Source organism: Pseudomonas sp. COW5, from assembly GCF_026240005.1.
GTDB lineage: Bacteria > Pseudomonadota > Gammaproteobacteria > Pseudomonadales > Pseudomonadaceae > Aquipseudomonas > Aquipseudomonas kribbensis.
Genome location: NZ_JAPHVP010000001.1, coordinates 4,175,783 through 4,200,326, shown reverse-complemented (window position 1 = coordinate 4,200,326; position 24,544 = coordinate 4,175,783). Strand labels below are relative to the sequence as shown.

The 24,544-nt window shown below is 55.3% G+C and carries 22 protein-coding genes; 8 read left to right on the top strand and 14 right to left on the bottom strand.

Annotated elements, in window-relative coordinates; translation table 11 throughout:
* Nucleotides 1–9: 9 nt before the first annotated feature.
* The 4 genes from wecB (at nucleotide 10) to OQ248_RS19145 (ending at nucleotide 6,019) form a co-directional block, all read left to right on the top strand.
* On the top strand, nucleotides 10–1,110 hold the full coding sequence (gene wecB, locus OQ248_RS19160; protein WP_119429669.1) for a UDP-N-acetylglucosamine 2-epimerase (non-hydrolyzing): 1,101 nt from the start codon (nucleotides 10–12) through the stop codon (nucleotides 1,108–1,110).
* Nucleotides 1,110–2,210 (top strand): glycosyl transferase, encoded by a 1,101-nt coding sequence (locus OQ248_RS19155; RefSeq protein WP_265813635.1) that lies wholly within the window; start codon nucleotides 1,110–1,112, stop codon nucleotides 2,208–2,210. The genes wecB and OQ248_RS19155 overlap by 1 nt, the downstream gene beginning before the upstream one ends.
* A gap of 293 nt (nucleotides 2,211–2,503) precedes the next feature.
* Nucleotides 2,504–3,499 (top strand): glycosyltransferase family 2 protein, encoded by a 996-nt coding sequence (locus OQ248_RS19150; protein ID WP_265813633.1) that lies wholly within the window; start codon nucleotides 2,504–2,506, stop codon nucleotides 3,497–3,499.
* 57 nt (nucleotides 3,500–3,556) lie between these two features.
* Nucleotides 3,557–6,019 carry a hypothetical protein gene (locus tag OQ248_RS19145; protein WP_265813632.1) on the top strand — a complete coding sequence of 821 codons (2,463 nt, stop codon included), beginning with the start codon at nucleotides 3,557–3,559 and terminating at the stop codon, nucleotides 6,017–6,019.
* Between the two features lie 111 nt (nucleotides 6,020–6,130).
* On the opposite strand, the gene OQ248_RS19140 is transcribed toward OQ248_RS19145, so the two are convergent.
* The 11 genes from OQ248_RS19140 to OQ248_RS19090 form a co-directional block, all read right to left on the bottom strand.
* A complete protein-coding gene (locus OQ248_RS19140; protein ID WP_119429673.1) occupies nucleotides 6,131–6,484 on the bottom strand; it encodes a hypothetical protein in 354 nt (117 codons plus the stop codon).
* Nucleotides 6,484–8,226, bottom strand: coding sequence for an LTA synthase family protein (locus tag OQ248_RS19135; RefSeq protein WP_265813631.1), 1,743 nt, complete (start codon nucleotides 8,224–8,226; stop codon nucleotides 6,484–6,486). The genes OQ248_RS19140 and OQ248_RS19135 overlap by 1 nt, the downstream gene beginning before the upstream one ends.
* Before the next feature lie 55 nt (nucleotides 8,227–8,281).
* On the bottom strand, nucleotides 8,282–9,295 hold the full coding sequence (locus OQ248_RS19130; protein ID WP_265813630.1) for a glycosyltransferase family 4 protein: 1,014 nt from the start codon (nucleotides 9,293–9,295) through the stop codon (nucleotides 8,282–8,284).
* A complete protein-coding gene (locus OQ248_RS19125) occupies nucleotides 9,292–10,254 on the bottom strand; it encodes an SDR family oxidoreductase (RefSeq protein ID WP_265813629.1) in 963 nt (320 codons plus the stop codon). The genes OQ248_RS19130 and OQ248_RS19125 overlap by 4 nt, the downstream gene beginning before the upstream one ends.
* Nucleotides 10,251–11,174 (bottom strand): glycosyltransferase family 2 protein, encoded by a 924-nt coding sequence (locus OQ248_RS19120; protein ID WP_265813628.1) that lies wholly within the window; start codon nucleotides 11,172–11,174, stop codon nucleotides 10,251–10,253. The genes OQ248_RS19125 and OQ248_RS19120 overlap by 4 nt, the downstream gene beginning before the upstream one ends.
* Nucleotides 11,175–11,234: 60 nt before the next feature.
* On the bottom strand, nucleotides 11,235–12,125 hold the full coding sequence (gene rfbA / locus OQ248_RS19115; protein ID WP_265813627.1) for a glucose-1-phosphate thymidylyltransferase RfbA: 891 nt from the start codon (nucleotides 12,123–12,125) through the stop codon (nucleotides 11,235–11,237).
* Nucleotides 12,122–13,015, bottom strand: a complete 894-nt coding sequence (gene rfbD / locus OQ248_RS19110; protein ID WP_265813626.1) for a dTDP-4-dehydrorhamnose reductase — start codon at nucleotides 13,013–13,015, stop codon at nucleotides 12,122–12,124. Before rfbD ends, rfbA begins: the two co-directional genes overlap by 4 nt.
* On the bottom strand, nucleotides 13,012–14,088 hold the full coding sequence (rfbB, locus tag OQ248_RS19105) for a dTDP-glucose 4,6-dehydratase (protein WP_119429680.1): 1,077 nt from the start codon (nucleotides 14,086–14,088) through the stop codon (nucleotides 13,012–13,014). The genes rfbD and rfbB overlap by 4 nt, the downstream gene beginning before the upstream one ends.
* A gap of 226 nt (nucleotides 14,089–14,314) precedes the next feature.
* Nucleotides 14,315–14,554 carry a lipopolysaccharide assembly protein LapA domain-containing protein gene (locus tag OQ248_RS19100; RefSeq protein ID WP_265813625.1) on the bottom strand — a complete coding sequence of 80 codons (240 nt, stop codon included), beginning with the start codon at nucleotides 14,552–14,554 and terminating at the stop codon, nucleotides 14,315–14,317.
* 27 nt (nucleotides 14,555–14,581) lie between these two features.
* Nucleotides 14,582–14,875, bottom strand: coding sequence for an integration host factor subunit beta (gene ihfB / locus OQ248_RS19095; protein ID WP_119429682.1), 294 nt, complete (start codon nucleotides 14,873–14,875; stop codon nucleotides 14,582–14,584).
* 150 nt (nucleotides 14,876–15,025) lie between these two features.
* Nucleotides 15,026–15,301, bottom strand: coding sequence for a hypothetical protein (locus OQ248_RS19090; RefSeq protein ID WP_265813623.1), 276 nt, complete (start codon nucleotides 15,299–15,301; stop codon nucleotides 15,026–15,028).
* A 376-nt stretch (nucleotides 15,302–15,677) separates the two neighbouring features.
* On the opposite strand from OQ248_RS19090, the gene OQ248_RS19085 reads away from it, so the two are divergent.
* From OQ248_RS19085 to OQ248_RS19070, 4 genes are read left to right on the top strand one after another with little or no spacing between them, the layout of a single operon-like run.
* Nucleotides 15,678–16,472: a methyltransferase domain-containing protein gene (locus OQ248_RS19085; protein WP_265813621.1), complete on the top strand. Its 795-nt coding sequence runs from the start codon at nucleotides 15,678–15,680 to the stop codon at nucleotides 16,470–16,472.
* Nucleotides 16,469–16,876 (top strand): GtrA family protein, encoded by a 408-nt coding sequence (locus OQ248_RS19080; protein WP_265813620.1) that lies wholly within the window; start codon nucleotides 16,469–16,471, stop codon nucleotides 16,874–16,876. The genes OQ248_RS19085 and OQ248_RS19080 overlap by 4 nt, the downstream gene beginning before the upstream one ends.
* Before the next feature lie 2 nt (nucleotides 16,877–16,878).
* Nucleotides 16,879–18,162, top strand: coding sequence for an NAD-dependent epimerase/dehydratase family protein (locus OQ248_RS19075; protein WP_265813619.1), 1,284 nt, complete (start codon nucleotides 16,879–16,881; stop codon nucleotides 18,160–18,162).
* Nucleotides 18,155–19,738 (top strand): FAD-dependent oxidoreductase, encoded by a 1,584-nt coding sequence (locus OQ248_RS19070; protein ID WP_265813618.1) that lies wholly within the window; start codon nucleotides 18,155–18,157, stop codon nucleotides 19,736–19,738. The genes OQ248_RS19075 and OQ248_RS19070 overlap by 8 nt, the downstream gene beginning before the upstream one ends.
* A gap of 88 nt (nucleotides 19,739–19,826) precedes the next feature.
* Here the strand turns inward: OQ248_RS19070 and rpsA are convergent, their stop codons facing one another.
* The 3 genes from rpsA to OQ248_RS19055 all read right to left on the bottom strand — a co-directional run bounded on the left by rpsA (nucleotide 19,827) and on the right by OQ248_RS19055 (nucleotide 24,526).
* A complete protein-coding gene (rpsA, locus tag OQ248_RS19065) occupies nucleotides 19,827–21,512 on the bottom strand; it encodes a 30S ribosomal protein S1 (RefSeq protein WP_007950918.1) in 1,686 nt (561 codons plus the stop codon).
* Between the two features lie 120 nt (nucleotides 21,513–21,632).
* The gene (cmk, locus tag OQ248_RS19060) at nucleotides 21,633–22,322 is read right to left on the bottom strand and encodes a (d)CMP kinase (RefSeq protein ID WP_007950916.1); all 690 of its coding nucleotides are present in this window, start codon (nucleotides 22,320–22,322) and stop codon (nucleotides 21,633–21,635) included.
* Nucleotides 22,319–24,526, bottom strand: coding sequence for a bifunctional prephenate dehydrogenase/3-phosphoshikimate 1-carboxyvinyltransferase (locus OQ248_RS19055; protein WP_265815114.1), 2,208 nt, complete (start codon nucleotides 24,524–24,526; stop codon nucleotides 22,319–22,321). The genes cmk and OQ248_RS19055 overlap by 4 nt, the downstream gene beginning before the upstream one ends.
* Nucleotides 24,527–24,544: the final 18 nt, after the last annotated feature.

The window sequence follows — 24,544 nt, the reverse complement described above, 5'->3', positions numbered from 1 at the left end:
GGAAACACTATGAAAATGAAGATTATCTGCACCGTCGGCACACGTCCGGAAGCTATCAAGATGGCGCCTGTCATTCTTGCGCTCAAAGAACAGCCATGGGCAGAGGTACGGGTACTGGCCACTGCTCAACATCGTCACATGCTGGATCAGGTGTTGAATTTCTTCGGCATCAAGGCTGACATCGACCTCGACATCATGCTTCCAAACCAGACGTTGACGACGCTCAACGCCCGTCTTCTGCTGGAGCTCGACAAAGTCCTGCTGGCCGAAAAACCTGACGTTGTGCTGGCCCAAGGTGACACCACCACCGTACTGGCCATGGCTCAGGCGGCCTTTTATCACCGCATCCCGTTCGGCCACGTCGAAGCCGGCCTGCGCACCGGCGACATACAGAACCCGTTCCCGGAAGAAGCCAACCGCGTACTCGCAGGTCGCCTGACCCGCTGGCATTTCGCCCCGACTGAAAGCTCGAAAAACAACCTGCTGCGCGAAGGCATCCCGGAAAAGGACATTACCGTGACAGGCAACACCGTGATCGACGCACTGTTGATGACGGCCAGGAAAGACCTTGAACTGGGCATTGAGCTCGATGATTCCAAGCGTCTGATTCTTGTGACCTCTCACCGTCGCGAGAACTTCGGCGAACCGTTCCGCAATATCTGCAAAGCCCTCAAGACGCTCGCTGAACGCAATCAGGACGTGCAGATTCTGTACCCGGTGCACCCGAACCCGAACGTCAAGGACGTCGCCCATGAAATTCTCGGCAACATCCCGAACATCAAGCTGTGCGAGCCGCTGGATTACGCACCGTTCATTGCCGCAATGAAAAAAGCGTACTTGATCATCAGCGATTCGGGCGGTGTTCAGGAAGAAGCGCCGGCACTGGCCATCCCTGTTCTGGTTCTGCGTGATGAAACAGAACGGCCTGAGGCGGTGGAAATGGGTGTCGTGAAGCTGGTCGGCCCGAACTACGAGCCAATTCTGAAAGAAGCCCAGACCCTGCTGGACAGCCCTGAAGCGTACAAAGCGATGGCCCGGGGCGTATCGCCTTACGGCGACGGCAAAGGTGCAGAGCGCATTGTCGCGGTTCTGAAAGAGCACTGCCGTTAATGCGTCTGGTCTATCTATCGCCTGTTCCCTGGTCCAGTTTTGCTCAGCGACCACAAAAGTTCGCTCGATGGTTCCATGCAACAACAGGCGGTGAAGTATTGTGGCTGGATCCTTACCCCAGCCGCTTTCCTGCTCTGGCGGACTTCAAAAAGATTGGCGTGAGCGATCAAACGGAAAGCGGCGACCTTGAGCCGTGGCTGACCGTGCTCAAGCCAAAGGCACTACCGATTGAACCGCTACCGGGCTCGGGCCTGATCAACGGCAGCTTTTGCTGGGGCGAATTGCTGAAAACAGTTCAGTCGTTCGCAAATCAGGGCAATACAATGCTTGTCATCGGCAAGCCCACTGTATTGGCCCTCAAGGTCCTGGATCTGCTGAAAGACCATTCCTCCGTGTATGACGCGATGGATGACTTTCCAACGTTCTATTCCGGCCTGTCGAAAAATGCCATGGCGCGTCGCGAGCTGGAGATCGCCCGCAGGACCACCCACTTGCTGGCATCTTCGACGAAGCTGAGAAAAAAGTGGGAAAGCCACCGTTCGCACGTCAAGTTCGTCCCGAATGGACTCGACGTTGCGCTGCTGCCGGCGGCCAAGAACTCCGCCGCCAAGCGTTCGCCAGCGGTATTTGGCTACGTGGGCACTGTAGGCGCATGGTTTGACTGGAAATGGTTGATTAGCCTGGCAGAAAGCCGACCTGACGATCAGATTCACGTCATCGGCCCGGTCTTCAATCCGACCGATTTGAAGCTCGCGCCGAACATCACGTTCTTCCCGCCGTGCAGCCACAAAGATGCTCTGGAAAGAATGCTGTCGTTCGACGTTGCGCTGATTCCGTTTCTGCACAACGAACTGACTTCATCGGTAGACCCGATCAAGTACTACGAGTATCGAGCGCTGGGCTTGCCCATTCTCTCGACCAGTTTTGGCGAAATGGCTTATCGCGGCGATCAAGAGGGGGTCTATCTTTGCGATTCTCCTTCTGACTTCAACGCCGCAGTAGCCAGCGCGCTTGAATACACTCACTCGGCTGCACTCTCCGAACAATTCAAACAGGAAAACAGCTGGGAAGCCCGATTCGCCAGTACTGCTTTGATTTGAACCCATGATGCGAGCTCATGCCATGATTTGTCGACAGGTCATGGCGAGCTCAATTCCCTTCATCACGACACACTAATTGCAACAATCATCCCGAAGATCCAGACCCTCATCAATGTTTTAACCCAACGGTTAAAAACATCCTGACCTCTCAAGTCAAAACTCCCCTTTTTACCACCTCCTCCGACCTGATTTTCGCCCTTAAAGACAGTGACCTTCGACGGTGAACCGACTAAGATGCGGGCAGTCATGCCAGCAGTCTGAACTGTGGTTCCGGTTTCGAAAGGGAGTAAACGGTGGAAACGCTACAAAAAATTGCGGTGGTAATTCCCAGCTTCAAAGTCAAAGGTCAAATACTGGATGTCATTTCTAAAATCGGACCTGAAGTAAATCGCATTTATGTAGTCGATGATTGCTGCCCGCAAGAAACAGGGAAATACGTCAGCGAGCATTGCACCGATCTACGCGTCACAATACTCCACAACCCGGTCAATCTCGGAGTGGGAGGCGCCGTTATGAATGGCTATGCCGCCGCTATTCAAGACGGGATGGATATCATTGTAAAAGTTGATGGCGACGGACAAATGGATCCGCGCTTGATCAAGCAATTTGTGGCGCCGATTATCGATGGCGAAGCCGACTACACCAAAGGCAACCGCTTCTTTGATCTTGAAGAAATTCACGCCATGCCGAAAATGCGCTTGTTTGGCAATGCCGTTCTTTCTTTCATGACGAAACTGTCTTCCGGTTATTGGGACCTGTTTGATCCCACAAACGGCTTCACTGCCATTCATCGAGATGTGGCGAAACACCTGCCCTTTCACAAAATCAGCAATCGCTACTTCTTCGAGACCGATATTCTCTTTCGCCTGAACACGTTGAGAGCCGTTGTAATCGACATTCCAATGGATGCCAAATATGGCGAAGAAGAAAGCAATCTGAAGATCTCGAAGATTGTCGGCGAGTTCCTCGCCAAACACCTGAGAAATCTGTCCAAACGTATTTTTTACAATTACTACTTGAGAAACATGTCGCTGGCGTCCATCGAACTGCCACTGGGCGTCCTGATGCTTACCGCCGGTACTGTATTTGGTGTCAGCCACTGGATGTCATCCATCGGTTCAGGCATTCCAACGCCTGCCGGCACAGTCATGCTGTCCGCGCTACCAATCATCCTCGGCACCCAATTCATACTTGCCTTTATCGGACACGATGTAGCCGCCGTTCCGAAGCGCCCTTTTCACCTCAAGGTACAGTTCAAAAACCATTGGCGCGACCAATGCAAAGATTGATGTTTTCAATAAACCCAATCCCACGCAAACAATATTCGCCACTGGGTCGCTTTCAAGATGCCTGAAACAAAAACACTTTCAAACGTACTGACAGGCTTGTTGTTGCTGCTTGCAGCGAGCATTCCTGCCTTGGTGGCTCATTACTCGGAAGCGTTTCCTTTCTACTGGAACATTTCGCTGCTCAGTGATCTGTATTCCTGGGCAGGTATGGTACTGACCCTGGCAGCCGTTTTGAAATTCACAAGGTACAAGTACTCAAACCACGTTCTTATCGGTGGTCTGTTTGTCTTTGCAGCCTTGGGGACGGGCCTGCAGGCGACTCTGTCCTCGCTTCTGTTTATTTGCTCGTCCTGCATTCTTGGCCGGTGGGCGCTTGGTTTCGTCTCACCTTCTGATGCGGAAAAGACCCACTTCCTGCGAGCCTTACTGGTCGGCATCACGCTTTATATAGCCCTGTTCAGTACACTCATTCACTTTCCGATCAACACTCGACTGCTCTATTTCGGGATTTTGCTTGCTCCGTTTCTCGCACTTGCGCAGTCTTCATTCAGAAGCGCACTGTCCAGTGCGTTGCGCAACCGCATCAGCGGTGGCTCCGAGCGCATCCGGACGTTCTCCTTTCGCTCAGTGATCGCCTGCACTTTCATCATCGGTTACGTATTGCAGTTTGCCTTCTTTCCCTCCATTGGCAGCGATGACAATGTATTGCACCTGAGGATGTGGACCGAGCTTGCGAATACGCAAGTCTTCAGTTTCAACATACAGCAACAGATTTGGTCAGTTGCACCTTTTGCCTTTGATCTATTGCACTCGATCGTATCAATCCTTGCCAATGCAGATGCAAGGGGCGGGCTGAACCTTACTTTTACGGTCCTGCTGATCTACACCCTCTGGTCACTGACTAGCTCATTGCTCAAAAACAGCAGTGACAGCCTGTTGGTGGTTCTGCTCTTCTGCAGCACTCCGATCATTGCTCCGCTGCTGATCTACTTGCAGACCGAGCTGTTTCTCGCGTTCCTGGTCACCAGCGCTGTAAAGATTCTGCTGGAGACCGAGACGGATGCCGCCGCCTCGAAGTTGATCGCGATTGTGTCAGTCGCCGCGCTATGCGCAGCGACAAAACTCCCTGGCATGGTACTTGGCGTACTGGTCTTCGCTGCATACATCCCCGTCTTTCTCAAGGAGAGAGATCGCTTTGCCCTACAGAAGTCGGCACATCCAATACTCGCATGCACGGTGTTGATTGCCATATTCAGCTTTTCTGCGCTGCAGTCCTACGGCTATTCCTGGATAACGACCGGCAACCCTTTCTTCCCTCTCTACAATGAGATTTTCAAATCACCTTATTACCCACTGGTCAACTTTGCAGACCCTCTTTATCAAAAAGGCTTTACGCTGCAAAGTTTCTGGGCACTCTTCTACAACACCAGCAAGCATTATGAGTCACTGAACTTCGTTGCCGGCTTCCAGTATCTGTACCTTTTGCCCCTTGGCCTGGTAGCGCTGATAGCCAGCAGGAAATTAAGCAACATCACCAAATTCGCCCTTGTCTTGCCGACAGTCGGATTCGGCCTTGTCATGTTTTCTGCAGCCCAGTATTGGCGCTATCTGTTCCCCATCCTGCCACTGGCCAGCGTCGTACTCGGGTGCCTGATGCTTGCGGTGTCCGGCACCGCAAAACGCATGACTCGATGGGTATTCATGTTTTTTATCGCCGTGAATATCTACTTCTTGCCGGGTATTGCGTGGTTCCTTACGACACCTGCGCAAGACGCTTTTACCGACATCGAGAAGTCCAGCCTTACGGAGCAGCTCGCGCCTTCCAAAGCCATTACAGACTACTTGAACAGCACTACCCACAACCCAGTAGTGCTATACGACGTAAGTGCTTCGTTTGGTGCGACCTTGCGAGGCCAGCCCATTTACATCAGCTGGTACTCGCCTTCCCAGACCCGGGCATTCGGCCAAGTAAAGAACATTGACGATATCGCGACGATCATCGAAAAATGGAAAGTACAGTACGTGATCTGGAACTCATCGTTTGCCACCAGCCTGCCAAATCGTCAGGCAATGCTTGGCTACCTGACGATGCATGGACAGCCTGTTTATCAATTGGGCCCTATCATTCTGTACAAACTCTCGAAGGATAAAATCGACTATCAGACCGTCTACAATCTCCGAAACCAGTCCGAGTCAGTGAAAGACATCGCGACCAGCCAGGGTTTTACAGCGGACACCACTCCAAAAGTCGTTTCCACTATCGACACGCAAAACTCCAGATCTGCCAAGTATGAAGTGACGTTTGAATGTTCCAGCAACACGGGTTCATTCATCGCTCAAATCAACTGGAACGTGCTGCCTGTTTATTACAAGCTCATACCCTGCAGCCAGGGACGGGTTACGTTCTCCGAGACGCTTCCGATTCCGGTGGGCGCCACCTCAGGCAATGTCTACATTACCGCCAGGGACCGGGATACCGTCAACGTAGTCGACCTGACTGTCGGTGTTGTCCACCCTTGAGTAACACCTGCCAATAAAGAAAAAACCCTGGCGACCGACAACTCGGTCCCCAGGGTTTTCTTTTAGCACTTACGATTGAAATGATCGGCTTTCATAGCCTCATACCAGGATCTATTGCCCTGCGTTGTTGGCAAGGCAGCGTGTGGTCTGTACGGTTCTTTTTGCCAGGACTTCGCCGGCTTGATCCCTTAATGTGAACGTCAGCCCATCAGCTACCCAAGGCCCGGTTTTCATCTCGCCCTGAGGCTCACCGCTGGCCCACAAATTTTCCGGAGTGTTGACCGAATTGACGAAAACCCGTACCGATTGCACGCTCTCTCTGGCCACGTTCCAGCGAACCGTAGAGACGTTTGCCGGCAAGTCGCAATTGGAAAAAACCTGAGGGTCCACTTCAAACTCGATGCCCCTGGACATGTACCACGGCAGAGTCAGAGCACCTGCCACAAGAAGAAGTAACCATTTCATTACTGTTTCTCCCCGGCAGAAACATAATCACCCAGTCGACCTTGAGTTTGAGCTCGAGCGACTGAGTAAAACTCAGGCTCCGCACCTGTAACTTCTGATACGGCCTCCAGACAGTTGACGAGGTGGAAGTAAGGCGACACTGACAAGCCAGCCTCTTTCAACAACGCAGGCCCGAGCTTCCAGGAAGTGTCGATCGAAGAGGTATTTTGTGAGGTATTGCTGGTGATGATCCAGGGCACCGTTTGATCGGTTGCCGCCGCCCCGTTTTTGAAACCAAGCGTCTCATAGACCCCGCCAAGTCCTGGAAGATGATCTCCATAAAACACCAGAACATAGGGTTTGCCGCGTGCGTCGAGATAGCTTTTCAGGCGGCCCAATTGCTGGTCCGCATTATCGATATGATAAATGTAGTTCCGATATTCCTCGGCGCCTTCGGCACTCAAACCTGACGGCACGGGAATGGCGTCTCGAACGGCCGCGTCCTTGATCGAACCAATCGTATAAGGGCCATGGGCCTCGATGCTGATAGCAAAAATGAACTTTGGATGATCGGCCTTCGACAATTGCGTAATGACCAGATCGGTCATGCTCTTGTCGGAAAGATAGGCCCCGTCGTGTTCGGCATCCGAGGGAAAATCATCGACCGTAAGAAACCTGTCGAATCCTGCCAGCTTGAATGTCTTCGTACGATTCCAGAACGAACCCGCGTTACCGTGAATCGCGATTGCCTCGTAGCCGTTCTCCTTGACCTCGGAGGCCAGGCTGTCCATCTTCGGCGTCCGGACCTCGAAATAGGGAAACTGGACCAGGGGATAGGCTGCGAGATCAATACCTGTGAGCACCTCGTACTCGGTCCGGATCGTTCCACCGCCAAACGTCGGGACTTTCATTTGCCCCACTGCTCCGGCGGTCCTCAACTGGCGAAGGTTGCGTAACAAGTTGTTCGGAAGCTCAACGCCTTGCAGGATGTCCGGATCAAAAAATGATTCGCTTTGAATCACAATAATATCCGGATGCACAATCGCAAGTGATGAATTGGCTAAAGCCGAAGCCTTCATGCAACTGTTGTTTTTCTGCAGCACATTGTTGATTTCGGCGGTGCTGATCGGCATGTCATTTGACTGAGACTTTTTGATCTCGCCATAGATGATCTTGGACACCAGTCCCGCATGCAGAGTACTGATCGGGTTTGACCAGGAAAAACGCATGCGATTGAATTCGTAGATTGTTTCTATACCCTTGAAATACCAGATCCCCGAGAGACTGATGATCAACAGTCCCACGCTGCATTTACGGGCAATCGACTTTCTCTGAAAAAAAGGATTATCCAGATAGGCCATAAGAGCGACAAAAAAAACGCCCAACCCTCCAGCCAACACGACCCAGCGAAGCTTTACGTACGAGGCAAACAATTCCAGCGCACTGCTATCAAGGTATTGCAGTAACAAGAAATCATCACCTGAGAGAGGTTTACCCAAACTCTGGTATTTTTTGAAACTTATGAAATAAAGTAACGCACCTGTTGCCAATGCAAGAAAAAACGACAGGTAAAGGCGATTGGTCAACAACAGTAGAAGCACAAACAAAGTGGCAAAAGGCAGAGCATTGCCAACAGCCCCCACCGACCACAGGTATGCACTGAACTGCAATCCCAGAGAGTAGCGATCCATCCACCAGACGGCCGCCCAGAGAAGCACCAGCAAAAACAGAAATGCCCCTGAACGCTTTGAACCTTCAATCATAAATTCCAACACTTCTTTTCAAGCATAAGCACGAAACTGCCCCCATGGAGGCCGGTTACCGCGTTACTGCGCCAGCGTTAAAGTAAATCGCCAGCCCTACCAGCGGCAGGTAGGCCAGCACCACACCGAGAAGTCCAGACAACGCACCTCCCGCAACCAACATCGACACAGGCAACAACCAGGCCACATTTATCACCACCACGGCGAGGGTGACCTTCTTGTGACTCGCAAGACTCTGCGCAGCATGCTGATACGCATGACTGCGATGCGCCTGATAGACTTTCTGGCGCTGTAACAGTCGCCGCACCAACGTGAAGGTGGCATCTACCATGAAAACGCCGAGCAGGATCATCCAGCTCCACAGCAGTTCCGGGTTTGCCCAGCCAGCCTTGAGGGCCAGAACGCCAAGAATGATGCCGAGAAAGCCGCTGCCGGCATCTCCCATGAAAATCTTCGCCGGTGGAAAGTTCCAGCACAGAAAGCCTGCGACTGCGCCTGCCAGAACAACGGGAGCCCAAATCAGTTCCAGGTGGGCCGTTTGCCAATAAACCAGCGCCGCCCCCAGGCAGACACAAACCGCCTCGGCACTGGCCAGACCGTCGATGCCATCCATGAAGTTGTAGAGGTTGAGCATCCACACCAGATAGATCAGTGCCAGCGCGCTGCCCAGCCATCCCAAGTCGATCACCAGTCCAAAGAAGGAAACCGGGGCCAGACCACTCAGAAAAAACAGAGCCCAACCGGCGGCAATGAAATGCCCAAGCAGACGCCACCTTGCAGCAATGTGCCCGTGATCGTCGGCAAAGCCGATGACCGCGACAATCAGGCCGGAACCCAGCAAACCATACAGATCCGCCGGGCTCAGCAGCCCCAGCCCTGCGAGAACGGGCACTGCCGCGCAGAAGGCCAGGACAATTGCTACACCACCACCGCGAGGTGTCGGGGTCGAGTGGGAACTGCGCTCGTTCGGTATGTCCATCAGGCTTTTAGCCAGCGCGTAACGACGCAGTACCCACGTCAACCCACAGGAAACAACGAAGACAGCAAGAAGCAACCACCAATAATTCATTTCGTTTGCGAGTCCTGATAATGGGCTGCAGTCTGGCGAAAGGCTTTTTCAACCGGAATGGGTGGAACCCATCCAAGCAATTCCCGGTTTTTACTGATGTCGACCTGCAATGATCCACAGACCCGCTGGGCGACAGCCTGTCTTCCCAATAACGATGCTCCGGTATTCAGCACCCATTGGGGTACTGGAATCAGGCGAGCCTTTTTCCCGAGTGCTGCAGCCAGTCGCCGTAACAAGCCGCTGATGGACAGATCTTCACCATCACTGACCAGAAATGTCTGGTTGGCCGCCGCCGGATGCGTCAGACAGGTGACGATCAGGTCCACCAGATTGCCGATACTGACGAGGCTTCGCCGGTTATCGATGGCGCCGAGCGGCAATGGAATACCTCTGTCGAGCCAGTTCAACATGCTCAGGAAGTTGGCTTTTACACCCGGTCCGTAAACCAGCGGTGGGCGGATGATAACCACCTCCATTCCTGTTTCACGCGCAAGCGCCTTCAAAGCATCTTCGGCTTCGAACTTGGATACGCCATAGGGATCTGTCGGATGGGCCGGATCGTCGGCGGTGAATGGCTTGCCTCGCTCGGTGCTTTCGCCATTCACCTTGATCGAGCTGATGAAGATGAAGCGCTTGACTCCCGAATCGGCTGCATGTCGCGCCAGTCGAAGCGTGCCTTGCAGATTGACTTCACGAAATGCCGACAAGGCATCGACGGCTGTTTCGTGCATCACATGCACACGGGCAGCCGCATGAACCACCACTTGCACCCCCTCCAGCACGGGAAACGTCTGAGGGACAGCAAGATCCAGCGGCCGCACGCTGCACAACCCGCTGAGCCGGGTGCTGCTGCGCGCCGTGGCCACCGGAGTGAACCGTTTGTCCAGCAAGAGCCTGAAAACCAAAGCTTCACCGACGAATCCGCCCGCCCCCGTCACCAATACTTTCGGGGTATTCATCGCTTTTGGTTCCCCATCAGTGCAGTGACCCAACAGATAAAAAAGAAGAAGACCTTGTCGCGGGTCCTGCGCCGGCACTGCCGGGCGGAAAATGACAATTTCATCAACTGCCGCCGACCCAATGCCAACCAGGATCCGACAAAGGCGTCCCGATCCTGACCGACAAGACGTGCAATCAATTGCACCTGAGTGAACCACCAGCCGTCATGAATCGTTTTGTAGCGCGCAATCAACGGACTCAGCCCGGTATTGGCGCCCACCTGGTTGCGCTCATGCTGGCGGTAGTCCATGGAGGGCACCGAATCGATGAACCAGCGAAAACCGTGGCTGCGAGCAAATGCATAACAGAACCAGTCGTGCAGACTGACGGACTGCAGCGCAGCCCAGTTTTCGAGCATTGTCGCCTTGAGTGGCTGCCCCAGTGCTCGACTCATCACATAGGTGCAACCCGGGCCTGCAGCTTCAAACAGAAAATCCCAGGCGACCTGCGGCTGCGCCTTGTCCAGCAGTCGAGTCCGGCCATCGCTCCAGAACGCAGTGACGTTGCTGGAGTAGGCATCTACCCCCTGCTCCGTCAGCCGTTGCACTGCGCGCTGTAGTTTATCGGGGTGCCAGACATCGTCCTGATCTGAAAAAGCGATGAATTCGAACTCTTCGATGTCAACATCGCGTATCAACCGGAAAAAGTTGCGCGATGCGCCACCAAAGGCGCCCGCCGGGGGCAGAAGCACGATACCGGGGTGGGTGGCAGCGTAAGCCGCACACCACGCTTCGGTCCCGTCAGTCGAGGTATCGACACTGATGAAGACCGTGACATCGACTGACTTCTGATCGAGGATCGAGCGCAACTGCTCCTCGATCCATTGCATTCCGTTGTAGGCAGCCAGTAGAACTGCGACTCGTGGAGATCCTGCGGGCATGGCTGCCGTTCCTGCTTGCACAATGTGAGCACCGGGGCTGTTAAGACTTGTGCTCGGCAATCAGCGAGAGCCGGAATCAAGCAGCTTCTGCAGATACTGACCGTAGCCAGTTTTCTTCAGGCGTTCGGCCTGCTCACCGAGTTGCGCACCGGTGATCCAGCCGTTGTTGTAGGCAATCTCTTCGAGACACGCGACTTTCAAGCCCTGACGCTGCTCGATCGTGTGCACGAAATGGCTGGCCTCCAGCAACGAGTCGTGAGTACCGGTGTCCAGCCAGGCGAAACCACGGCCAAGCATTTCGACATTCAGGGTGTTTTTCTCGAGGTAAGCACGGTTTACGTCCGTGATCTCAAGTTCGCCGCGCTCGGACGGTTTGATGTTCTTGGCGATCTCCACGACCTGATTGTCGTAGAAATACAGGCCTGTCACTGCATAGCTGGATTTTGGCTTGGCCGGTTTCTCTTCAATGCTGAGTGCACGCCCGGTGGCATCAAACTCGACAACACCAAAACGCTCGGGATCGGACACGTGGTAGCCGAAAACGGTGGCGCCGCTCGCCTGGCTGCTGGCCGAACGAAGATTGTCCGAGAAGTGCTGACCATAGAAGATATTGTCGCCCAGGATCAGGCAGCAAGGGTCATCGCCGATAAATTCCTCACCGATGATGAACGCTTGCGCGAGACCATCAGGACTCGGTTGCTCTGCGTAGGTCAGCTTGATCCCGTAAACGCTGCCGTCGCCGAGCAACTTGCGAAAGCACGGCAGATCTTCAGGCGTGGAGATGATCAGAATTTCGCGCATGCCCGCGAGCATCAACACCGACAACGGATAAAAGATCATCGGTTTGTCGTAGATCGGCAACATCTGCTTGGAGACACCCAGGGTCAAGGGATGCAGGCGAGTGCCTGAACCGCCTGCGAGGATGATGCCTTTACGATTTGTCGTGGTCATTTGTTCAGAACTTCCATAAGCATTCGGGTTACACCACTTTGCCAATCCGGCAAGTGTAGAGAAAAATTGGCGCGGAGCTTCTGAGTATTCAGACGAGAATTCAGAGGTCGACGGGCTGGCGTGGGATAGGCCGTCGTATCGATGGGATTGATCGAGGTGACGGCAAGCTCTTCGCCGTTGGCCTTTGCAAACGCAATCACATGGCTGGCATAGCCATGCCAGGAGATTTCGCCGCCTGCCGCCAGATGATAAAGCCCGGCCAGTTCAGGCCGCTGCAAAGCTTGTCCGAGGGCCAGCGCCGTTACGTCGGCAATAAGGTCAGCCCCGGTAGGAGCGCCGATCTGGTCGGCGATCACATTCAGGCTTTCGCGATCCTTGGCCAGGCGCAACATGGTCTTGGCAAAATTGTTTCCACGAGCACCGTAGACCCAACTGGTACGGAAGATCAGGTGCTTGCAGCCGGAATCGATAATGGCCTGCTCACCGGCCAGTTTGCTCGCGCCATAGTGGTTCACGGGCGCAACGGCATCCGTTTCTTTCCAGGCTGTGCTGCCTTGACCGCTGAAGACGTAATCGGTCGAGTAGTGAACGAGCCAAGCGCCCAAGGTGGCCGCTTCTTCGGCCAAGACCTGAGTCGCCTGGCCATTCACCCGGTCGGCGAGCTCCGTTTCCGTCTCGGCTTTATCAACGGCCGTATAGGCGGCCGCATTGACGATAATGTCGGGCCGGACCTGACGAATCGTTGCGCGCAGGCCGTCGAGGTCCGACAAATCGCCACTCAGGCCATCCACCGGATGACGATCCAGGGCGATCAATTGACCGAGTGGTGCCAGGGAGCGCTGCAGCTCCCAACCGACCTGGCCGTTTTTTCCCAACAAGAGGATATTCATGCCTTGTTCGAACGATCCGTATAGTTCTGGTCAATCCACTGCTGGTAGCTGCCGCTTTTCACGTGAGCCACCCATTCGGTGTTGTTCAGATACCATTCAACCGTTTTGCGGATACCGCTTTCGAACGTCTCGGCCGGCGTCCAGCCCAGCTCGCGCTGGATCTTGCTCGCATCGATCGCATAACGTTGATCGTGCCCGGGCCGATCCTGAACATAGGTGATCAGGCTCGCGTGTGGACGGTGAGCGGAATCTGGCCGCAACTCGTCAAGCAACGCGCAAAGCGTATTGACCACTTCGATGTTCTGCTTTTCGTTATGGCCGCCAATGTTATAGGTCTCGCCAATAACGCCTTCGGTCACGACCTTGTAAAGCGCACGGGCGTGGTCTTCGACGTAAAGCCAGTCGCGAACCTGGTTGCCCTTGCCGTAAACCGGCAGTGGCTTGCCTTCCAGAGCGTTGAGGATGATCAACGGGATCAGCTTTTCAGGGAAATGGCACGGACCGTAGTTGTTCGAGCAGTTCGTGACCAGCGTTGGCAGACCATAAGTACGGGCCCAGGCGCGAACCAGGTGATCGGAACTGGCCTTGCTCGCCGAATATGGCGAGCTGGGTTGGTAAGGCGTGGTTTCGGTGAACAGATCTTCCGGACCTTCCAGGTCACCATAAACTTCGTCAGTCGAAATATGGTGGAAGCGGAAGGCTGCTTTGCGTGCGCCCTCAAGCGTCGCCCAATATTGGCGGGACGCCTCCAGCAGTGTGTAGGTGCCGATGATGTTGGTCTGAATGAATTCGGACGGGCCGGAAATCGAACGGTCAACGTGGGATTCGGCCGCCAGATGCATGATTGCATCGGGTTGGTGTTGTTGCAGCACACGGTCCATCTGCTCACGATCGCAGATGTCGACACGCTCGAACGCGTAACGAGGGTTCTGGCTGACTTCGGCCAATGACTCCAGATTACCGGCGTAAGTCAGTTTATCGACGTTAACGACAGAATCGGTAGTATTGGAAATGATATGACGAATGACTGCCGAGCCAATAAACCCGGCACCGCCGGTTACTAGAATTTTCACGCGAAACCACACCCTTGAGCTGCTGACAGGGCTGCCAACCGAGCGCTGTCTAATCCATGAATGCAGAGGCCTTCAACTATGAGGCATCTGTCAGAGTCAGTCTGAATCGAGGTGGGAGATTGCCACCTACGAACAAGGGCTGCATTTTACAGCTTAATGAATGTTTTACTAATGGATATGGACAGGCAGCGACGCAAATTCGATGATTGCCCCGTACTTGTCGCTTTCAGACAAGAGGCTTGCGCGCCCTTCTGGACGAGCGTCCCAGGATCCACCCGATGATCGGCCCGATAACCATCCCGATCAGAAGCGCCAGAACCACGACCACAGAGACCGGCAACTGTGGGCCGGACCATCCGAGGAACATCAGCGAAACAACTTGCTGATTCTCGAGCACGAAAGCCAGGATCAGCAATACCAGCAACAGGATAAAGACACCTAGAAGCAACCGCTTGAAGTTATGCATGAGCGGCTCCTTGTCTGGCGATGAACATCAAATCTCATCCTCCTCTTCATTCACGCGATCACGCAGCTCTTTGCCGGGTTTGAAGTGCGGAACGAACTTGCCGTCCAGACTGACCGACTGACCGGTCTTCGGGTTGCGACCAACACGGGGCGCGCGATAGTGCAACGAAAAGCTGCCGAAGCCACGGATCTCGATTCGATCACCCGTAGCAAGGCATTGGGACATTTGCTCAAGCATGGTCTTGATGGCCAACTCCACATCTTTGGATGAGAGTAGCCCTTGATGGGTGACAATTCGTTCGATCAACTCCGACTTCGTCATGTTTTTCCCTTCTTTTTCAAGCAGCTAGATCAGCACTTCAAAAGGTTTTAGCACGCCCCGAGGCATTTGAACAGCCCAAGGCTTGACATATCAATATCCAGTTGTGCCCAACTCATCTGCAGCGCTGCCTTGCCACACCCTGCCCACAACTCACCGACAAATCACCACCATCTTGCGCGTCAGATAACCCGCCGGGTTGAAGGCGAACGGAAACTCTTCATCCTTCGCGTCATCGGATCGGGTGACCATTTTGTAACCTGCGGCCTTGCATTCTTTTGCCGCGCGCTTTTGACATTTATCCCAACCCGACCCCAACCCCGAACAGTCGATTTCTATACCACTGACACCCCGAACCGCATGCGTCTTCGCGTTGACGGTACATCCGGCCAATGCAAGCAGAACCAATCCGACCATAAACCTGTTCATTCACTTCCTCATGCCAGCTGATTGCGCGCCTCACGTTAAAGCCTAGCTCTCAACGACGAATACCCTGATGCTAAACACAGACCACTTGCAACGCTTATTGGTTTCCCTTCCAGAACGCCCAACCCCGGTTTCTTGCACAACAGGCACAAATACTCCCGGCCGGCTGTCCGCTCGATCGAGGCTCTCTGGGCGCGCACGTCGAATCAGATATACTCCCCGCCTTTGTGAGAAACAGGTCAGCACCTCGCCCAGACACCCTGATCGCAGCGGTGTCGGCAACCAACGAAATTTGAAGCACCCAAAAAATCTGCAAACGATCAACGTCCAATTTCCAAGCATTAGTCAAAGAACAAAAAAACTGACGCAGGGGTATGTGATGAAAGGATTTATGGAGTTTTTGTCGGAACCTTCACTCAAAAAATTCGATGTCGACGGCATCGAACGCCTTGAGCTTCACGGGAAGGTGCTTGAAAGCAAACACATGCTCAGGGAAGTGTTCGTTGAGTTTCATCATGCGTTTCACCACCTCGCGTCTCGCTTCCTGAAAAGTGACGGAATGGAGGTGGAACTGGGTGCCGGGGTCGCCCCCATGCGCGAGAGCTACCCGAAGGTACTGGCAACCGACGTGGTCTTCGGCCCCCATCTGGACCGGGAACTCAATGCACAGGACATGGCGCTGGAAGATGACTCTGTCAGGGTGTTTTACGGCCAGAACTGTTTTCACCACTTCCCAGAGCCCGACCTCTTCTTCAAAGAAATCGGCCGCACCCTCAAGACAGGCGGTGGTGTCATCCTGATCGAGCCCTATTACGGCCCGCTGGCGAGCGCCCTGTACAAACGACTGTTTAAATCCGAAGGTTTCGACAAACACTTCCAATCCTGGAACACCCCGGCAACCGGGCCCATGAACGGCGCAAACCAGGCCCTGAGCTATCTGATATTCATCCGGGACAAAGAGCAGTTCAACCGAAAGTATCCGAACCTCGAAATAGTCCACCAGGAGGTCTGCAACAACTATCTACGCTACCTGATTTCCGGCGGGCTCAACTTTCGCCAGCTACTGCCCAACAGCTGCATACCGTTATTGAAAGCCGTCGAATGGCTAATGAAACCACTCAATAGAATTTTCGGCCTGCACCACATCTTGATCATAAGGAAAAGAGACGTTTGACATTCGCAAAATACATGGGGGTTCAACTCCTGGCCTACGCCCTCGACATGAGTTCGTTTCTGCTATTTGCTTACCTGCTAGATGGCCAGCATGTTCTGGCCAACATTTTCAGCAAATTGTTCTCCGGGGTTTTCGCTTTTTTTCTGCATCGCCACTTCACTTTTCAATCGACAGAAACCAGCCGGAGAACTCAGGCGATCCGCTATTTCTCCCTGCTGACCATCAACATTCCGGTTTCGTCCGGACTGTTCTATGTGACGCTCGCACTCATCACCCCCCCAGCATTTGCGAAGTTCGTCTCTGACGCCGCTTGCACCGCCATTACCTACTGGATCAGCAAAGTGGCCATTTTCCACAAGACTCCCGAAACCGATACCAAGTCGATCGACACAAAAGGCCTGTAGGAATGAAACTGATCATTACTGGAGCATCGGGCTACATCGGTGAGCGACTGGCTGCAATGGCCCACAGCGCGGGGGATGAGGTTTATTCTGCAAGTCGCAAACAAACCCTGCCTCACTACCAGTGGCTACCGTTTGATTTACGCACTCCGACAATCGAGATACCAGCCAACAGTCGCGCACTCGTGCACCTGGCGGCCGACACCACGCACAACAAGAACATCAGCGCAGAGACTGAAATCGAGGCCGCCCGCGAGCTGATTCGAACCACGACACTCGCCGGCACCAAACTGATATTCATCTCCAGTCAGACAGCTTCGGCCACCGCTCCGACCTCCTATGGGCAAACCAAATGGAGCATCGAGCAGGACGTTCTTGCCGCCGGTGGCGTCGTGATCAGGCCTGGCCAGGTGTATGGCAGCCATGAGCGCGGATTATTTGGCCTGCTTTCTTCTCTGGTGCGACGCTTTCCATTAATCCCCATCCTGCTTCCCGCACCACAGATTCAGCCGATCCATGTCGACGATCTTTGCGCCGCCATCCTGACGGTAGCCGGCCGGGACGATATCCACGGCGAAATACTGTGCCTGGGTTCGCAAGAACCGGTTTCCTTCGGGACTTTTTTAAGCGCCATCGCCAGCGAAAAGCTCAACGTGCTGCGCCTGCCCGCTCCTGTACCCGTCCCCCTTATTACCCTTGCCAGCAAGATTCTGGGCAAGCGCCGAACAGCCCAACTGGGCCTGGATCGTTTGTTCTCGCTACTGTCACTGGCGCCCATGGATTCGAAAACATCCCTCGAGCGGACGGGAATCACCCTGAGGTCCCTGAGCGATGGCATGCATCGCTCAGGCAACGGTCGGCGCCGGCATCTGCTGATGGAAGCAAGGACCTTGCTGGCTTATGTACTCAAGACCACCCCCGCCCCATCACTCCTGCGACGCTATGCCAATGCTGTCGAAGCCCTCGATGACGGTGAGGCCGTATTGAACTCCAGACTTCTTGCGCTCTGCCCTTGCGCAGTCACCCTTCTGGACAACCGTGCGTTTCTTCAGCATGAGCACTGCCAGGCACTGGGATGGCGATTGAGCACCGCGACCGCGCTGGCCGAAGCAAGCCCCCAGGGCGCTAACGCCTTCCTCGGGCTCGACCGATCCGAAAGCTTTATCAGAGCATTCATTGCGCTTGGAATGACAGTACTCAAAGAAGCCTCCTGGCGCGTACTTGCAGTTATCTTGAAACCTTTACTTCCCCGACTGCTGCTGAAAAGGAATACTCCGCGCGATGCCTGAATTTGACGTCATTATCGTGGGCAGCGGCCCGGCAGGAACGTCGGCCGCCTATCCGCTGGTTCAGGCAGGCCTGAAAGTCCTCATGCTCGATGCAGGGTCTGAGTTCCCCGCCCCACCGCCTCCGAGCGGAAGCTACCTGTCCAACAGGGCCTTGGACAATCAGCAATGGAAGTGGATGATTGGCGATACGTTTCACGCACTCAACAACATGGATGCGGTATCACCCAAGCTCAAGACACCCACCCATAAGCAGACCTTCGAAAACTTTAATGAAGCCAACGGCCTGCAGACCGAAAACTTCATTTCCGTAGGCTCATTGGCAACAGGCGGACTCTCCAATGCATGGGGGTGCGGTGTTGCGCGATTCTCCGAAAAGGACTTCGCCGGCCTGGGTATCGACTACGCCGACCTTGAAAGGTCCTACGAAGTTGTTTCCCAGCGGATAGGCATCAGCGGTGGCGTGACCGATGATCTTTCCAGCTATTTTGGCGTGGATGAATGGGCTCAGCCGCCCTTAGCGATGGATCGACTGCACCAGCGCCTGCTTGAGAAGTACAACAAGCGCCAGAAGGACTTCGCAGGAACAGGATTCCGCATGGGGCGCTCACGCATCGCTGCGCTCAGCCAGCCTCTGGGGGATCGATTGGCTTGCGATCTGTCGAACAATTGCCTGTGGGGCTGCCATAACCAGGCGCTCTATTCGGCCACCCAGGAAATATCAAGACTCAAACTCTATCCCGGTTTCACTTTCCAATCCGGCGTACTGGTCAACCAGATCCACAAAGAGGCTGACAGCTGGATCGTGACAGGCAGCAAGGGTTTGCAGCGCTATCACGCAAAACGCGTGCTGCTTGCAGCAGGAACATTGGCCTCCACCAAACTGGCCCTCAAATGCCTGCAACACACCTTGCCCGTCCCGCTGCAGGCTTCGCCAACAGCCGCGTTTCTACTCTGGTTACCGCGAATGCTGGGGACCGGGCGGACACCGACTTTAGGTCTAGGCCAATTGTCATACTCGCTAGAGCTGACGCCACAGGTCACCGCATTCGGCTCCACATTCAGCACCACTGGCTTGCCAATGACTGAATTCGTCACCCGTACACCGCTTAGCAAAAGATACAGCGTTGATCTGATGGCAAACCTGCTGGGCTCCTGCGTTGTCGGCAACGTGTTCCTGCCGGGTCACTTGTCAAATCACAGCGCAACTCTGACCGGTGACGGAACGCTTTATCTCAAAGGTGCCGAGCATCCTGACACAGCAGCCCTGATGAAGCAGACCGAAACACAGCTTCGCAAAGCCTACGCAAAACTTGGAGCACTCCTGCTGCCAACGAGTTTTACCGTTGGCCGACCTGGCGCTGACATTCATTACGCAGCCACCCTTCCCATGCAATCAAACCCAACCCAAGGGGCTACCAATCGCTATGGCGAAGTCGCGAGCCTTGAGGGTCTTCACATCGTGGATGGCGCGAGCCTCCCAGTCCTGACCGAGAAATCCCACACGCTGACTATCATGGCAAATGCTGACCGGATATCCAGGCATCTGGTCACCACTCTGAAAAACCATTCCATCTAGGCAAGGGCCCGCCGAACAGCACAAATCCTGAATCGCAGGTACAAAAAAGGGCGACCGAAGTCGCCCTTTTTTAATGATCAGACAGAACTCAGTTCTGTTTGGCCATTGCTTGACGCAGCAGTGCCGCCATGGTGGTGTCAGCTGCTTCGCCTTCCGGAGCTGCTTTCAGGCTCTGGATGGCTTCTTTCTCTTCAGCATCGTCTTTCGATTTGATCGACAGCTGGATTACGCGGCTCTTACGATCAACGCTGATGATCTTGGCTTCTACTTGCTGGCCTTCTTTCAGAACGTTGCGCGCGTCTTCAACGCGGTCACGGCTGATTTCGGAGGCTTTCAGAGTCGCTTCGATATCGTCGGCCAGAACGATGATGGCGCCTTTGGCGTCAACTTCTTTCACGGTGCCAGTAACGATTGCGCCTTTGTCGTTAACCGAGACGTACTCGGAGAACGGATCGCTTTCCAGTTGCTTGATACCCAGGGAGATACGCTCACGCTCCGGGTCAACCGACAGGATAACGGTGTCCAGCTCGTCGCCCTTCTTGAAACGACGTACGGCTTCTTCGCCCACTTCGTTCCAGGAGATGTCGGACAGGTGAACCAGACCGTCGATGCCGCCGTCCAGACCAATGAAGATACCGAAATCGGTGATCGACTTGATGGTGCCGGAGATCTTGTCGCCCTTGTTGAACTGGCCAGAGAAGTCTTCCCATGGGTTCGACTTGCACTGCTTGATGCCCAGGGAGATACGACGACGCTCTTCGTCGATGTCCAGAACCATGACTTCCACTTCGTCGCCGACTTGTACGACTTTCGAAGGGTGGATGTTCTTGTTGGTCCAGTCCATTTCCGAAACGTGTACCAGACCTTCAACGCCTTCTTCCAGCTCAGCGAAGCAGCCGTAGTCGGTCAGGTTGGTTACACGAGCGGTAACGCGAGTGCTTTCTGGGTAACGGGCTTTGATAGCAACCCATGGATCTTCGCCCAGTTGCTTCAGGCCCAGGGAAACACGATTGCGCTCGCGATCGTACTTCAGAACCTTGACGTCGATCTCGTCGCCAACATTGACGATTTCGGAAGGGTGCTTGATACGCTTCCACGCCATGTCGGTGATGTGCAGCAGGCCGTCCACGCCACCCAGATCGACGAATGCGCCGTAATCGGTGAGGTTTTTGACGATACCTTTGACTTGCTGGCCTTCTTGCAGGGATTCCAGCAGAGCTTCACGCTCGGCGGAGTTCTCGGCTTCCAGGACGCTGCGACGGGAAACGACAACGTTGTTGCGCTTCTGGTCCAGCTTGATGACCTTGAATTCCAGCTCTTTGCCTTCCAGGTGCGTGGTGTCGCGCACTGGACGGACGTCAACCAGGGAACCTGGCAGGAACGCACGGATGCCGTTAACGTCGACAGTGAAGCCGCCTTTAACCTTACCGTTGATAACGCCCTTGACCACTTCCTCAGCTGCGAAGGCTGCTTCCAGAACGATCCAGCATTCAGCGCGCTTGGCTTTTTCACGGGACAGCTTGGTTTCACCGAAACCGTCTTCAACCGAGTCCAGAGCAACGTGAACTTCGTCACCGACGTTGATGTTCAGTTCGCCAGCGTCGTTGTAGAACTGCTCCAGAGGGATCAGTGCTTCGGACTTCAGGCCAGCGTGAACGGTTACCCAGCGAGCCTGGTAATCGATATCAACGATAACACCGGTGATGATGGAGCCTGCCTGAAGGTTCAGGGTCTTTAGGCTTTCTTCAAAGAGTTCCGCAAAGCTTTCGCTCATTTTAATTCCTGTTGATTAGGGCGAAAAATACGCCCGTCTCCACATCCCAGACGATGCGGGTCAGTTTCATTTAAAGGAAGCCACCGCAGGACTATGACTGGTCCCCTGCGGCCTTCCTGGTCACCCGGCGATATCGCGAATGGCGATCTCGCTCATGATGCGTTCAAGCACCTGATCGATGGACAACTCCGTGGAATCCAGCTGTATGGCGTCGGCCGCCGGCTTGAGCGGGGCCACCGCTCGCTGGGTATCACGCTCGTCGCGCGCACGGATCTCATCTAGCAGACTCGACAGACTAACACCCTCGACTTTGCCCTTCAACTGCAAATATCGACGGCGCGCCCGCTCCTCGGCACTGGCGGTCAGGAAAATCTTCAGCGGCGCGTTCGGAAATACCACCGTTCCCATGTCACGACCATCGGCCACCAGGCCCGGCGTTTCCTGGAACGCGCGCTGGCGCTGCAGCAGCGCCTCGCGCACAGCCGGCAACGCAGCCACCTGGGAAGCGCCGGAACCGACGCTCTCGGTGCGGATGACATCGCTGACTTCATCACCTTCCAGAATGATGCGCTGCAACTGACCATCGGTCGCTGCGATGAACTGCACATCCAGATGAGCGGCCAGTTTCTTCAGCAACTCTTCATTGGTCAGGTCGACACCATGATTGTGTGCAGCAAACGCCAGCAGGCGATACAGCGCGCCGGAGTCCAGCAGATTCCAGCCCAGTCGCTTGGCCAGAATCCCGGCTACGGTGCCTTTGCCCGAGCCGCTTGGCCCATCGATGGTGATGACCGGAGCAATATTGTTCACGACTGAGCCTCTTGCGCCACACGAATGCCGACCTGCGCACACAGCGCCAGGAAGTTCGGGAACGATGTCGCGACGTTGGCGCAATCATGGATGCGGATCGGTGCAGTGGCGCGCAACGAGGCCACGCTGAAAGCCATCGCGATGCGGTGATCGCCATGACCATGCACTTCGCCGCCGCCGATCTGGCCGCCGTCGATGATGATGCCGTCCGGGGTCGGTTCGCACTTGACGCCCAGCGCCAGCAAACCGTCCGCCATGACCTGGATACGATCCGATTCCTTGACCCGCAGCTCTTCGGCGCCGGTCAGCACGGTGCGCCCTTCGGCACAGGCTGCCGCCACGAACAGCACCGGGAACTCGTCGATGGCCAGAGGAACCAGCGCTTCCGGAATCTCGATACCTTTGAGTTTAGCTGCTCGCACGCGCAGGTCTGCAACCGGCTCGCCACCCACTTCACGCTGGTTTTCCAGGGTGATGTCGGCGCCCATCAAGCGCAGGATGTCGATCACACCGGTACGGGTCGGGTTGATGCCGACGTGCTCGAGCACCAGCTCCGAACCTTCAGCGATCGACGCCGCCACCAGGAAGAACGCCGACGACGAAATGTCGCCCGGCACTTCGATGTGGGTCGCAGTCAGCTTGCCGCCGGACTCGACCGATGCCGTGGCACCATTGACACTCACCGAATAGCCAAAGCCGCGCAGCATGCGCTCGGTGTGGTCGCGAGTGGGTGCCGGCTCGGTAACAGTGGTCTTGCCTTCGGCATACAGACCCGCCAGCAGCAGGCAGGACTTCACCTGAGCACTGGCCATTGGCATTGTATAGGTCAGACCTTTGAGCTTGTGACCGCCACGAATGGTCATCGGCGGACGACCGTCGGCAGCGGTTTCAATCACGGCGCCCATTTCCCGCAGCGGGTTGGCGACGCGATTCATCGGACGCTTGGACAGCGAAGCGTCACCGGTCAGTGTGCTGTCGAAGTCCTGCGCGGCCAGCAGGCCGGACAGCAGGCGCATCGAAGTACCGGAGTTGCCCAGATAGATCGGGCCCGGCGCAGGTTTCAGGCCGTGCAGGCCGACTCCGTGGATGGTCACGCGGCCGTGATGCGGGCCTTCGATGACCACGCCCATGTCGCGGAACGCCTGCAAGGTCGCCAGGGCGTCTTCACCCTCAAGGAAGCCTTCGACTTCGGTGACACCTTCAGCCAGGGAACCGAGCATGATCGAACGGTGGGAAATCGATTTGTCACCCGGTACGCGAATCCGACCGGACAGGCGGCCACCAGGTTGAGCCAGGAAGATCAGATCGTTGGAATTCATAGCGTCCACATAGGCCCTGCGGGCCAGGATTTTACTGAAATGCTCGCGGGCAACCCGGGCGCGCGTGAAGACGCCCAACAATTGGTGCCCATCCCCTGCATCGACCGCGTCGCGCAAGGCGTCGAGGTCGCTGCGAAATGTATCGAGTGTGCGCAGGACAGCCTCGCGGTTGGCGAGAAAGATGTCATGCCACATGACCGGGTCGCTTCCGGCGATTCTTGTGAAATCACGGAAACCGCCCGCAGCGTAACGGAAGATCTCAAGGTTTTCATTGCGCTTGGCCAACGAATCGACCAGACCAAAGGCCAGCAGATGCGGCAGATGACTGGTCGCGGCCAGTACTTCATCGTGACGCTCGACCTGCATGTGCTCGACGTCGGCACCCAGCTCGCGCCACAAGCGATCAACCACTGCCAGGGCAGCCGGATCGGTCTGCTCCAGCGGGGTCAGAATCACTTTATGACGGCGGAACAGCTCCGAGTTGGAAGCTTCCACCCCGCTCTGCTCGGAGCCGGCAATCGGATGCCCCGGCACAAAGCGCGCCGGCATGCCGCCGAACGCTTCGGTCGCCGCACGCACCACATTGCCCTTGGCGCTGCCGACGTCCGTCAGGATCGCCTGCCCCAGATCCATGCCGGCCAGACGGGCCAGCAGTTTTTCCATGGCCAGGATCGGCACCGCCAACTGGATCACGTCCGCGCCCTGGCAAGCCGCCACCAGGTCGTCTTCACAGCGATCCACCACGCCCAACTCGACCGCCAGCTTGCGCGATTGCGGGTCGAGATCGACCCCGACCACTTCGCGGCACACGCCGCTTTCACGCAAGCCTTTGGCAAACGAACCACCGATCAACCCCAGACCGACCACCACCAGGCGCCCGATCATAGGTGCAGCAGGTTGCAG

Excerpts from the sequence above, each read along its gene's own strand:
- OQ248_RS19055 (WP_265815114.1), bottom strand. The coding sequence starts at position 24,526 with ATGATCGGGCGCCTGGTGGTGGTCGGTCTGGGGTTGATCGGTGGTTCG.
- rfbA (WP_265813627.1), bottom strand. The coding sequence starts at position 12,125 with ATGACCACGACAAATCGTAAAGGCATCATCCTCGCAGGCGGTTCAGGC.
- rpsA (WP_007950918.1), bottom strand. The coding sequence starts at position 21,512 with ATGAGCGAAAGCTTTGCGGAACTCTTTGAAGAAAGCCTAAAGACCCTG.
- OQ248_RS19120 (WP_265813628.1), bottom strand. The coding sequence starts at position 11,174 with ATGCCCGCAGGATCTCCACGAGTCGCAGTTCTACTGGCTGCCTACAAC.
- ihfB (WP_119429682.1), bottom strand. The coding sequence starts at position 14,875 with ATGACGAAGTCGGAGTTGATCGAACGAATTGTCACCCATCAAGGGCTA.
- OQ248_RS19135 (WP_265813631.1), bottom strand. The coding sequence starts at position 8,226 with ATGATTGAAGGTTCAAAGCGTTCAGGGGCATTTCTGTTTTTGCTGGTG.
- OQ248_RS19130 (WP_265813630.1), bottom strand. The coding sequence starts at position 9,295 with ATGAATTATTGGTGGTTGCTTCTTGCTGTCTTCGTTGTTTCCTGTGGG.
- rfbD (WP_265813626.1), bottom strand. The coding sequence starts at position 13,015 with ATGAATATCCTCTTGTTGGGAAAAAACGGCCAGGTCGGTTGGGAGCTG.
- OQ248_RS19155 (WP_265813635.1), top strand. The coding sequence starts at position 1,110 with ATGCGTCTGGTCTATCTATCGCCTGTTCCCTGGTCCAGTTTTGCTCAG.
- OQ248_RS19125 (WP_265813629.1), bottom strand. The coding sequence starts at position 10,254 with ATGAATACCCCGAAAGTATTGGTGACGGGGGCGGGCGGATTCGTCGGT.
- OQ248_RS19100 (WP_265813625.1), bottom strand. The coding sequence starts at position 14,554 with ATGCATAACTTCAAGCGGTTGCTTCTAGGTGTCTTTATCCTGTTGCTG.
- OQ248_RS19070 (WP_265813618.1), top strand. The coding sequence starts at position 18,155 with ATGCCTGAATTTGACGTCATTATCGTGGGCAGCGGCCCGGCAGGAACG.
- wecB (WP_119429669.1), top strand. The coding sequence starts at position 10 with ATGAAAATGAAGATTATCTGCACCGTCGGCACACGTCCGGAAGCTATC.
- OQ248_RS19145 (WP_265813632.1), top strand. The coding sequence starts at position 3,557 with ATGCCTGAAACAAAAACACTTTCAAACGTACTGACAGGCTTGTTGTTG.
- OQ248_RS19090 (WP_265813623.1), bottom strand. The coding sequence starts at position 15,301 with ATGAACAGGTTTATGGTCGGATTGGTTCTGCTTGCATTGGCCGGATGT.
- OQ248_RS19085 (WP_265813621.1), top strand. The coding sequence starts at position 15,678 with ATGAAAGGATTTATGGAGTTTTTGTCGGAACCTTCACTCAAAAAATTC.
- OQ248_RS19075 (WP_265813619.1), top strand. The coding sequence starts at position 16,879 with ATGAAACTGATCATTACTGGAGCATCGGGCTACATCGGTGAGCGACTG.
- OQ248_RS19140 (WP_119429673.1), bottom strand. The coding sequence starts at position 6,484 with ATGAAATGGTTACTTCTTCTTGTGGCAGGTGCTCTGACTCTGCCGTGG.